Source organism: Oceanisphaera sp. (assembly GCF_052084945.1).
GTDB lineage: Bacteria > Pseudomonadota > Gammaproteobacteria > Enterobacterales > Aeromonadaceae > Oceanimonas.
Genome location: NZ_JBQDEX010000100.1, coordinates 1 through 10,219, shown reverse-complemented (window position 1 = coordinate 10,219; position 10,219 = coordinate 1). Strand labels below are relative to the sequence as shown.

Below are 10,219 nucleotides of genomic sequence, written 5' to 3'. Positions count from 1 at the left end.
TGTCATGTGATGGTCGCTGATGTAGATCCCTTTATCCGCCCCTATACCACGAAGCCGCCTGTAAATGGGATTAGCAGGCAGCTCGGAGCTTCAAGAGAGGTAACAGAGATCGGCTTCCACGACCGTGACAATGCCAGGGATGGCATTTCCCGAGCCCCCATGGATGGGTTTATGGCGTGTCGTGGAAGGTGACTCTGTTTCCTCTAGATCCAGCTTTAAATCAGATCACATTTTTACTTAGATTGGTATAAGGCGTAAAGCGACTAAACAACCCGGTTTTTTTCGTAGCCTGCTGCTGCCTGTGGGAACAAGCTCATCAATCCATGCACAGGCTCATTGCCGTGTGCGGCTTGTGACTAAGCTTGGCGTATCTCATAAGATGAAGTGGCAACTAAGGCTTTATCGAGCATTTTCATCACAGAGCAATATTTTTCCATCGATAGCTCAATAGCGCGAGCGACACGTTTTTCTGATAAGTCGTGACCAGTCACTATAAAGTGCATATTAATCTGAGTGAAAACGCGCGGAGGTTGCTCGGCACGCTCGGCTTCTAACTCAACGTCACAACCGCTGATCTGTTGGCGACTTTTTTCTAATATTGACACCACATCAATAGCGCTACAACCACCAGCGCCCAATAATACCGCCTCCATGGGGCTGGCACCTTGACCGGGATTGGTGCCATCTAGTATCAGTTTATGCCCAGATTCAGATTGTCCTTCAAAGCGCATTCCCTCTATCCAGCTTACTTTAGCTTTCATATCCACTCCTGTGTAAAATAACCATAATAACGTATCAGACCTAGTGCGACGAGCGAAGATAACTCTCTAAGCCCTTGATGGATAGCTATTAGACTTTTATCCTAGTGAATGTTCTACGCACTGGGCTATCTATTTTGTTAGACTGACGCTTAGAGCAACTTAAAAATAATTAAGAGGAAGTTAAATGATTATTGGCAAGCCCCAAAGTGATCCAACCCTGGAATGGTTTTTGTCGCATTGCCATATTCATAAGTATCCGGCAAAAAGTTCTTTGATTCATGCAGGGGAAAAAGCAGAAACCCTGTATTACATCGTTAAGGGCTCAGTATCGGTACTGATTAAGGATGAAGATGGTAAAGAAATGATCCTGTCTTACCTTAATAAGGGCGACTTTATTGGTGAGTTGGGGCTGTTTGAGGACACAGATAATCCTGAGCGAACAGCTTGGGTACGTGCTAAATCACCTTGTGAAGTGGCGGAAATATCTTACAAAAAATTTCGCCAGCTGATTCAGGTGAACCCTGAAATTTTAATGCGAGTGTCGGCGCAAATGGCTGAACGTTTGCAAACCACTAGCCAAAAAGTAGGGGATATCGCCTTTTTGGATGTAACGGGTCGCATTGCTGAAACCTTGCTAAGCTTAGCTCGCCAGCCCGATGCCATGACGCACCCAGACGGTATGCAAATTAAAATCACCCGCCAAGAGATAGGCCAAATTGTTGGGTGTTCTCGTGAAACTGTGGGCCGCATTTTAAAGATGCTCGAAGAACAAGAGCTAATTTCTGCCCACGGTAAAACCATAGTAGTGTTTGGCACTCGCTAACATCATTAAATAATCAGGGGAAAGAAGCGCTGCTACACCGCTTCTTTCCCCTTTTTTATTGTTATTAGCGTTTGATGTTAATCAATTAAGCCATATTGCTTATCAAGTATCGCAATAATATCTGCTTTGGGGTTATCCGATAGTACTAACGTTTGTCCGGTAATCTTTTCTGCAATCCCTACATAAGTACGAGAGATCGTCATTAGTACGTCAACTGGCAAGGCATTATCCCGCGCTAGGGCTTCTCGCTCAGGCATCCGCTCTTTATTTAATAAAATATCGGGATCAGGGAAGTGATTCAGTAGTATTTGGCGAAAATCTTCTTTGGAGTTTTCAACAATACGACCTTGAGCATAGGCGTCACCGTCCCAAATCCGTGAAGAGTCTGGGGTGCCCACTTCATCCATATAAATCATTTTTTCATGGCCTTGGGCATCACGCACGTAGCCAAACTCAAATTTAGTGTCGACAAATATTTGATTTAATTTGGCAAGCTGTTCGCTAATAACCGCAAAACCTTCACTCAGCAACTGCTCATAATGGGCAATATCACTGGCTTGTGTAAAATTAAACTCGGCAAAGTTATCCTCTATATTGCGCCGCGTAATATTCACATCATCCGCTTCAGGTACACCGGGAATACCCGTTAAAATCCCTTTAGTTGAGGGAGTCATTAGCAACTCGGGCAGCTTTTGATCTTTTTGCAAGCCATCGGGTAGATGAATACCACAAAACTCTCGCTCACCCTTGGCGTAGCTGCGCCACATAGAGCCAGTAATATATTGCCGACAAATGGCTTCAATTTTAATGGGCTTGGCTTTTTGAACTATCCACACAAAAGGGTGAGGGATATCTAAAATATGACTATCGGCTAAACCTTGCTCTTTAAATAGCTTAAACCAATGGTTAGAAATGGCATTTAGCGCGGCTCCTTTACCTGGCACTCCTTGCATGCCCTCTTCACCATGCCAAATACAGTCGAACGCCGAGATACGATCACTGATCACCATAATGGCCAAGGGGGCGTCAGCGGCAACGGGGTAGCCTTTTTCTTGAATTAACCGACGACTGTCGGCCTCTGTTAACCAATATACCGAGCGTACTTTACCGCTGTGTACCGGCTGTTGGGTACGGATAGGAAGATCATTATTTACGGCCAATACCTGGTCTGCAAGGCTCATCAGTTGTGTCCTGTGTGTGAGTGTTAATCGGCGCTGCTATCACAGTGCTGTATTATCGTTATTATCAGCGTATGGAGTAGTTAGTGATATCAGTATCACTATCTTATCAGATGAAAGAAAGCGGCCATAGTTGCTGTAGCATCGCTAACAGTGGCTGTGGAGATGGCGAGAGCCAGCAACCTAACATTAGCAGGGCTAACAGAGCTGTATTGGGCAATATGGCAGGCCACGCCATCACTTTAAAAGCACTGCCAAAGGATCTTTTAAGGCGCCGACCTTCTAAGTCTATGCTGTAAAGCTCATCTAATAACAAATGAATAACAGCACCTATAAACATAAAACTGCCCATTAACCATGCTTGTATGCCAGTAAAGTGAAACAGGTGGTGACTCACGACCACAGTCATAATAGCAAACACCGTATTGGCCAATAAGGAGTGTAAGCTAGCGCGATGCACGGTCAGTCGCGCAAATCCCCAACGCAAAGGATAACGTACTAAAAAATAGGAAGCCGTGGCCATAAGTAATGTATTAAGCAGGGGTAAGTGCAAACGACCATAGAGCAACATCAGAGCGGTAGCGAATATGGCAAATAAACGAAAGATGATTTGTAAAGAGCGGGAGGTATCAGCGTCAATGTCGGGCATAATACCGCCCAAACTACCCGTTAGCCACAAGATGGCGGCTTCGGGTAAGCTGACTACTTGCGTCCAAGCCAAGGCGCCAGCCAAAACACCACTGGTGACAGAAGCCACTTGAATATGCGTTTTAAAGTTTGCCATTAATACGCTTTTTGCTGATTAAAGAGAGTGAAGTATACCAAGTAACACTGTATATAAAAACAGTTAACAATCTTACTCTGTTAGTTCGCGTCAATTTTTTTAGCTTTGATCTGTGTATTTTATAGCAGGGGAATACTGCGTTTTCTCAAAGGCCGTGGATTTATAGCAGGCTTATCGTTACTATGTGATTTTTAAATGAGACGACAGCATGGCACTGCCCGCCACTTTACACAAAGTTCGCCTAACTATCAGTGACTTATCTCGGCACTACTACCACGAACATAGCCTAACCGTGGCTCAACATCCCTCTGAGACTAATACACGATTAATGGTGCGCTTACTGGCATTTATACGACATGCCGAACAAGATTTATCCTTTACTAAAGGGCTAAGTAGTGATGATGAGCCAGAGTTGTGGTTAATATCACCCGATGGCCGCATTGTGCTGTGGGTTGAGCTAGGTGAGCCCAGTGTTAAGCGTATTAAGCAGGCTTTGTCACGGGCAGAGCAGGTGGTGGTTTATAGCTATGGTGGGCGCAGTGCCATAGAGTGGTGGAGTAAACACCAAGCCGAACTGCGTGCTTTACCTAGATTGGGTATTTATCATGTCGATGATCCCCAGCCCACACAACTTGCTGAACTTTGTGCTCGTAATATTGAACTATTTGCCACTTTGCAAGAACTTGAAGTGCAGCTGACAAATGGTGAACACAGCCTAGATTTATTACTGAGTCAGTGGCAATAATACCCAGTGAAGTAGCCTCATTTATGCTTTACTTTCAACCATAATGAATTTGCGCTATGGTGCGCGCAAATTCATCAGCCATCGGTAAAAGACTTTGGAAAAACATGAAGACGTGCTGGTGGCTCTGCGCCAGATTATTCGCGCAATCGATCTGCATTCTCGCCAACTCAGCAAAGCCTCCGGCCTCACGGGGCCTCAATTGTTATTGCTACAAGCTATCCGTGAACATGGCGATATTACCATGCGTAATTTGGCTCAAGCCACTCATATGAGCCAAGCGACTGCAACCACCATCATCGATCGCTTAGAGCAAAAAAAGCTAGTACGCCGTGAACGTAGCAAAACCGATAAGCGTAAAGTCTATGCGGTGCTAACCGAAGAGGGGGTCATTAAGCTACAATCGGCCCCAACGCCCCTTCAAGAAAGCTTTATTCAACGCTTTCAATCACTTGAAGAGTGGGAACAAAACTTATTACTGTCGTCAGTACAGCGCGTTTCATCCATGATGAATGCCCACGACTTAGATGTGGCTCCCTTATTGCAAGTGGGCAGCTTACTGCGCGAATAAACTCCCTACAGGCAGCTGTCAGCCATAAGCTTTACGCTGTAAGTAAAAGCTCGAAAGCCAGACCTGCCTGCTTATTCAGTCTTTGTTTCGTCTGTCACTTTTGCTTGGGTCTAGTTTCGTTCTCGCTCTAACCATCAAGATCTCTTTTAGATCTGATCACTATTTTTCCGTGGATTCCGTGGCAAAAATAGGTTTTGGTGTAATATTTAAGAAGTTCCGCCATCGGCGACATACTGGGACAAACCCAGTCAAACGGCATAAACAAGACTCTGTTATCTTTAAGTTTAGTGCTGAGTCCCTTAGTCTTCTAAACTAATGCCAATGTTTGATACGCCTTCTTGAGCTGCAAAATCACGAATGGCCAAAATGATCTCTGGGTCTCTGGGCTGGTTCACTTTATCGAGTAAAGCAACTTGAAATTCCATTTCTGCCATTATCAATTCAGTGTCATAGAGCTCTTCTTCACTGAGCTCTCGCTCGGCCACTAACTCAACAAACCCTGCCACTGTGCCTAAAGAGGCGCTGCTTGCTTCTATGGCTTCATCGCCTATACGACAAATCACCGAATTATAAGCCGCTCCTAATACCACACACGCATCCAATGCCGGATAAGCTCCATAGCTGTCAGATTGGCTAGGATCAGGTATAAAGTTTTCAAATTTTTCTAATTCAGCGCTTAAATCAACTCGTGAGCCTTTTACTGTCAAGTAAGTCCATAAGATATTAAGCGTTTCATAAAAGAGCTGGCCACTGCCTGCCTCGCAGGTATCACTAAATAGTTGGTAGTTAGGATACATGCGTTGTGCTAGCGCCAAAGAAAACACTGTTTGTTGCCAAGGCGCTAGCTTATTGATTTTTTTATAGAATTTATCACCAAACACGGACATTTCCTTGTGGTTAAGCGAGCATATTTTTGCCATGATAAAGCTTTAAGGTCAAAGTTCACTTTTCGGCAAATTCGAGTATCAGTTTATGTCTGTCATTATCTCATAAAATGCCGCGACAAAAAGTATATAAAGGAGAGAAGGTATGGCCAATCATACCCTGTTACTGCTGAGCCAAGATAAGGCTGAGTATCAGGCATTATTACAACAAGCCTATTTGCCAGGCTTAACAATTTTAGCCCCAGATAATGAGGCTGATATTCAAGCGGCCTTGTCAAGAGCCGATATTTTATTGGGCGAGCCAGACAAGCTACGCGCGTGTCAAAAAGAAGCACGCGCCCTCAAATGGGCACAGTCTACTTATGCAGGTGTTGATGCATTACTAGACCCTGATGCTCGACATGACTATCAACTGACAAATATACGAGACATTTTTGGCCCATTAGTGAGTGAATATATCTTTGGTCACTTACTCTCACTCACCCGCCATTTACGTCACTATAAAGAGCAACAACGCCTGCATAACTGGCAACCTATCCCCTATCAAAGCCTGAGTGGCAAAACAATATTAATTATGGGTACTGGGAGTATTGGTCAGCATATTGCGCACACGGCTCAACATTTTGGCATGACGGTATTGGGTATCAACCGCTCTGGCCGAGAAGCCCCCGGCTTTGATAATACCTATCAGCAGCCAGCATTAAATAATGTATTGTCTCGCGCCGACTTTGTGGTAAGTGTACTGCCATCGACACCGCACACGCGTGGCTTATTTGATAAAGCGCGTATTGAACATTTCAAACCTGGCGCTATTTTCTTTAACGTTGGCAGAGGGGATGTCATTGATGAAAACGCCCTTATTCACGCGTTACGCCACGGTAATTTAGGTGCTGCGGTATTGGATGTGTTTGCCACTGAGCCGCTCCCCACTGACAGTCAATTATGGGATATGCCCAATGTGGTGCTCACGCCACATAACTCAGGCTATAGTTTTCCTGAGCAAATTGTAACGCGTTTTAGCCGTAACTATTTAAAGTACATTAATAAGCAGCCTATGGAGGGCTTGGTTGACTTTAACTTAGGGTATTAAAAATACGCAGGAGCAGTCACACTGCTCCTGCTAAAAGAATAAAATAAACAATAGGCGACTGAACGCTAGGAGAGCCTGATATGGGAGATAAGTTTGAGCTAACATTAACACAGGCTCGAGCATGTCGACTCTGTGAACAACACCTGCCATTGGGGCCAAGACCAGTGCTGCAAATGGCACCTCAAGCGCGCATTTTAATCATAGGCCAAGCGCCAGGGCTGAAAGTACATCAAACGGGTGTTCCTTGGAATGATCCCAGCGGCGATACCCTGCGCCGCTGGTTAGCGCTGAGTAAAACACAATTTTATGACCCATCACTTATCGCCATTATGCCAATGGGCTTTTGTTATCCGGGCAGAGGAAAAAGTGGCGACTTACCGCCACGGCCTGAATGCGCCCCCACTTGGCACGAGCCGTTATTAGCAGTGCTGCCCAATATTGAACTCACCTTGCTGATTGGCCAATACGCCCAACGCCATTATTTGGGCAAACAATATAAAACCCTCACCGACACCGTCAGGCACTGGCAAGACTTTGCACCCACACACTTACCCCTGCCACACCCTTCACCGCGCAACCGCCATTGGTTAAGCAAAAACCCCTGGTTTGAGCAAACCGTTTTACCCCACCTACGCCAACGAGTACACGAAGTGATAGCGCCGAGCGCCCAGCGTCAGGCTCCAAGCTCAACATAAACCAAACCATGGCGCTTCGCGCCATCAGCCAGCTAAAGCAAGCTGCTACAAAAGACATGTTTTTCTTTGGCTTGGTGTTGGGCGCTGCCTTCACCCTCTTTTAGGTATTAACTGCGAGAGCAAGAAGAAGCCTGCGGCGACGACGACAACCGAGGGGCCGGCGGGGGTATCGTGGCTTACGGATAATTGTAAGCCACCCAGTACCGCCAACATACCAAGCCCTATCGCATAACATGCCATTTGCTCTGGCGAGCGGCTAAAACGTCGGGCGGTGGCCGCTGGAATAATCAGTAAAGAGGTAATAATTAATGCACCCACAAACTTCATGGCAATAGCGATCAGCACACTGATCATCATTAACAACAGCAACTTAAGGGCCTCAACACGAATGCCTTCTACCCGCGCTAATTCTTCACTCACTGTAATCGATAATAACTGACTCCAGTAATAGCGCAATACCAATAACAGCACGGCTCCGCCGCCATAAATCCAGTATAAATCCACTAATTGAATAGCCAGTAAATCGCCAAACAGGTAGGCCATTAAATCAACACGCACATTATCCATAAACGCCAACGCCACTAGACCTAACGACAACGAAGTGTGTGCTAAAATCCCCAGCAGCGTATCGGTAGCCAACCAACTAGAGCGCTGTAATGCCGCTAATATCACCCCTAAACATAAGCAGGCCATCAGTATCGATAGCGTTAAATCAATATGCAGTAACAAACCAAACGCCACCCCCAGTAAAGAGGAATGAGCTAAAGTGTCGCCAAAATAAGCCATGCGTCGCCACACAACAAAGCTGCCCAACGGCCCCGCTAAAACGGCAATGCCTAAGCCTGCCAATAGCGCATACAATAAAAAACTATCCCACATGACGTACGTCTCCGTGGTGCTCATCGTCGCAGTCATGATGATGGGTATATACCGCCAGTTGCGCTAGTTCTGGGCGGCCAAATAAACGAGCAAATTCAGGATGGCGCGCCACGGTTTCTGGCTCACCGTGGCAACAAATATGCTGATTTAAGCAAATCACCCTGTGGGTGCTGGCCATCACTAGGTGTAAGTCGTGCGACACCATAAGTACCCCACATTGCAGCTCGTCACTTAGCTGTTTAATTAAGGCGTACAGCTCGGTCTGCCCATGAACATCTACCCCTTGAGCAGGCTCATCGAGAATCAATAACTCAGGACTCATCATTAACGCCCGCGCCAATAAAATGCGCTGCATCTCACCACCGGATAATGCCTGCATAGCACGATCAGCCAAGCGTTCAGCCCCCACTTTTGCTAACGCCTGTGCCACAGTCATGCGGCGACCATGAGATAAGCTCATAAATCGCGCTACCGTTAATGGCAACACAGTTTCTATATGTAATTTTTGGGGAACATAACCAATGCGCAACCCCGACTTTCGCCATAAAGTTCCCGTATGGCCCTCATTAAGACGCAATACCAGCTTGATTAGAGAGCTTTTTCCAGCACCGTTTGGGCCAACAATAGTAAGAATTTCACCCCTATGTAACACCAACGAAATACGCTCAAGAATGACATTATTTTCAATACTTAACCCTACATCGGTCAATTCAAGTAGCTTAGTCATCCAACTTACGCCTTTACTTTTTTATTTGTTATATTATAACATAACCAAACATTTAAACGCTATGACCTCTTGGATCGAATGCCTAATGAAAGCATTACTCTTACTGCTCTTGCCATTATTGCTGCTCAATAACTCCGCTTATGCAGTCACTGTTTTAACGTCCGTTAAACCCTTACAGCTAATTGCCAGCGCCATTACCGAGGGCGGCACTGCTCCTCAGTTATTACTTTCGCCTGGTAAGTCGCCTCACGATTATGCGCTACGCCCCTCTGATGTACGTCGCGTTAAAAAAGCCGACTTAGTACTGTGGATCGGCCCTGAGTTAGAAGTATTTTTAGCCCCACTATTGGCCAAACACCCGAACAGTTTGGCGTTAATGGCACAGATAACAGACCAACATATGCGTGATGACCCTCATCATTCATCACAAGACTCTGCACATAATACCGATAAAATTATCATTGAAAACCAAGATCATGAACATGACCACGGCACACAAGATCCTCACCTATGGTTAGATCCTCATAATGCCGGTATTATTGCCGAGTTATTAGCCAAACGACTGATGGTATTAGACCCTGACAACATAAACCGATATCAACATAATTTAGCTAGCTTTCAAGCAGGCTTAGTACAAGCCGATCAGCAGATTACTGCGCAATTAGCCCCTGTAAAAGAAATTGGATATTTTGTATTTCATGATGCTTATGGTTACTGGGAACGCCATTATCAGCTAACAATGCTGGGGCATTTCACCGTCAACCCAGCTCGCGCCCCGGGCGCTAAAACCGTATCTCGCATTCATCAAGCATTGCGCCAGTCTCAAGCAAGGTGCGTTTTTGCTGAGCCACAATTTAAACCCGCCGTCATAGAAGCTGTGATACGTAATACCCAAGCACGCATGGGGACATTAGATCCATTAGCCAGCAGCATTAAACCAAGCCCAAGTAGTTATTTTTCTTTTATGCATCAGTTGGCTGATGCCATAACTAACTGCTTACTTAATAAACCCTAAATAATTAGGGGGAAATACGGTACAATAATGAACTTTATTGCTAGCCATGGCTCTATAAGACTCATACTAA

The 10,219-nt window shown here is 45.5% G+C and carries 12 protein-coding genes; 6 read left to right on the top strand and 6 right to left on the bottom strand.

The window, feature by feature from the left end:
• Positions 1-356 precede the first annotated feature (356 nt).
• Complete coding sequence (locus ACTHY5_RS09460; RefSeq protein ID WP_441879035.1) at positions 357-761, bottom strand: OsmC family protein; 405 nt, start codon at positions 759-761, stop codon at positions 357-359.
• 184 nt (positions 762-945) lie between these two features.
• Here ACTHY5_RS09460 and crp point away from each other — a divergent pair, with 184 nt between their 5' ends.
• Positions 946-1,584, top strand: coding sequence for a cAMP-activated global transcriptional regulator CRP (gene crp, locus ACTHY5_RS09455; RefSeq protein WP_441879033.1), 639 nt, complete (start codon positions 946-948; stop codon positions 1,582-1,584).
• Between the two features lie 77 nt (positions 1,585-1,661).
• Here crp and ACTHY5_RS09450 read toward each other — a convergent pair whose 3' ends face one another.
• Both ACTHY5_RS09450 and ACTHY5_RS09445 read right to left on the bottom strand, forming a co-directional pair.
• Positions 1,662-2,765: a phosphoribosylaminoimidazolesuccinocarboxamide synthase gene (locus ACTHY5_RS09450; protein WP_441879031.1), complete on the bottom strand. Its 1,104-nt coding sequence runs from the start codon at positions 2,763-2,765 to the stop codon at positions 1,662-1,664.
• Positions 2,766-2,871: 106 nt separating this feature from the next.
• On the bottom strand, positions 2,872-3,546 hold the full coding sequence (locus ACTHY5_RS09445; protein ID WP_441879029.1) for a metal-dependent hydrolase: 675 nt from the start codon (positions 3,544-3,546) through the stop codon (positions 2,872-2,874).
• A 208-nt stretch (positions 3,547-3,754) separates the two neighbouring features.
• Here ACTHY5_RS09445 and ACTHY5_RS09440 point away from each other — a divergent pair, with 208 nt between their 5' ends.
• Together ACTHY5_RS09440 and ACTHY5_RS09435 are read left to right on the top strand one after the other, a co-directional pair.
• A complete protein-coding gene (locus ACTHY5_RS09440; protein WP_441879027.1) occupies positions 3,755-4,291 on the top strand; it encodes a YaeQ family protein in 537 nt (178 codons plus the stop codon).
• Positions 4,292-4,385: 94 nt separating this feature from the next.
• On the top strand, positions 4,386-4,859 hold the full coding sequence (locus ACTHY5_RS09435; protein ID WP_441879025.1) for a MarR family winged helix-turn-helix transcriptional regulator: 474 nt from the start codon (positions 4,386-4,388) through the stop codon (positions 4,857-4,859).
• Positions 4,860-5,158: 299 nt separating this feature from the next.
• Here ACTHY5_RS09435 and ACTHY5_RS09430 read toward each other — a convergent pair whose 3' ends face one another.
• Positions 5,159-5,740, bottom strand: coding sequence for a YjaG family protein (locus tag ACTHY5_RS09430; RefSeq protein ID WP_441879023.1), 582 nt, complete (start codon positions 5,738-5,740; stop codon positions 5,159-5,161).
• 148 nt (positions 5,741-5,888) lie between these two features.
• On the opposite strand from ACTHY5_RS09430, the gene ACTHY5_RS09425 reads away from it, so the two are divergent.
• The gene (locus ACTHY5_RS09425) at positions 5,889-6,833 is read left to right on the top strand and encodes a D-2-hydroxyacid dehydrogenase (protein WP_441879022.1); all 945 of its coding nucleotides are present in this window, start codon (positions 5,889-5,891) and stop codon (positions 6,831-6,833) included.
• Between the two features lie 80 nt (positions 6,834-6,913).
• Entirely contained in the window at positions 6,914-7,528 is a 615-nt protein-coding gene (locus tag ACTHY5_RS09420) for a uracil-DNA glycosylase family protein (protein ID WP_441879020.1), read from the top strand.
• A 90-nt stretch (positions 7,529-7,618) separates the two neighbouring features.
• On the opposite strand, the gene znuB is transcribed toward ACTHY5_RS09420, so the two are convergent.
• Positions 7,619-8,407 carry a zinc ABC transporter permease subunit ZnuB gene (gene znuB, locus ACTHY5_RS09415; protein WP_441879018.1) on the bottom strand — a complete coding sequence of 263 codons (789 nt, stop codon included), beginning with the start codon at positions 8,405-8,407 and terminating at the stop codon, positions 7,619-7,621.
• Positions 8,397-9,134, bottom strand: a complete 738-nt coding sequence (gene znuC, locus ACTHY5_RS09410; protein ID WP_441879017.1) for a zinc ABC transporter ATP-binding protein ZnuC — start codon at positions 9,132-9,134, stop codon at positions 8,397-8,399. Before znuC ends, znuB begins: the two co-directional genes overlap by 11 nt.
• Positions 9,135-9,219: 85 nt before the next feature.
• Here znuC and znuA point away from each other — a divergent pair, with 85 nt between their 5' ends.
• Complete coding sequence (gene znuA, locus ACTHY5_RS09405; protein ID WP_441879015.1) at positions 9,220-10,149, top strand: zinc ABC transporter substrate-binding protein ZnuA; 930 nt, start codon at positions 9,220-9,222, stop codon at positions 10,147-10,149.
• Positions 10,150-10,219: the final 70 nt, after the last annotated feature.

Coding starts and splice junctions, on each gene's coding strand:
- crp (WP_441879033.1), top strand. CDS start 946: ATGATTATTGGCAAGCCCCAAAGTGATCCAACCCTGGAATGGTTTTTG.
- ACTHY5_RS09450 (WP_441879031.1), bottom strand. CDS start 2,765: ATGAGCCTTGCAGACCAGGTATTGGCCGTAAATAATGATCTTCCTATC.
- ACTHY5_RS09460 (WP_441879035.1), bottom strand. CDS start 761: ATGAAAGCTAAAGTAAGCTGGATAGAGGGAATGCGCTTTGAAGGACAA.
- znuA (WP_441879015.1), top strand. CDS start 9,220: ATGAAAGCATTACTCTTACTGCTCTTGCCATTATTGCTGCTCAATAAC.
- ACTHY5_RS09445 (WP_441879029.1), bottom strand. CDS start 3,546: ATGGCAAACTTTAAAACGCATATTCAAGTGGCTTCTGTCACCAGTGGT.
- ACTHY5_RS09440 (WP_441879027.1), top strand. CDS start 3,755: ATGGCACTGCCCGCCACTTTACACAAAGTTCGCCTAACTATCAGTGAC.
- ACTHY5_RS09420 (WP_441879020.1), top strand. CDS start 6,914: ATGGGAGATAAGTTTGAGCTAACATTAACACAGGCTCGAGCATGTCGA.
- ACTHY5_RS09425 (WP_441879022.1), top strand. CDS start 5,889: ATGGCCAATCATACCCTGTTACTGCTGAGCCAAGATAAGGCTGAGTAT.
- znuC (WP_441879017.1), bottom strand. CDS start 9,134: ATGACTAAGCTACTTGAATTGACCGATGTAGGGTTAAGTATTGAAAAT.
- znuB (WP_441879018.1), bottom strand. CDS start 8,407: ATGTGGGATAGTTTTTTATTGTATGCGCTATTGGCAGGCTTAGGCATT.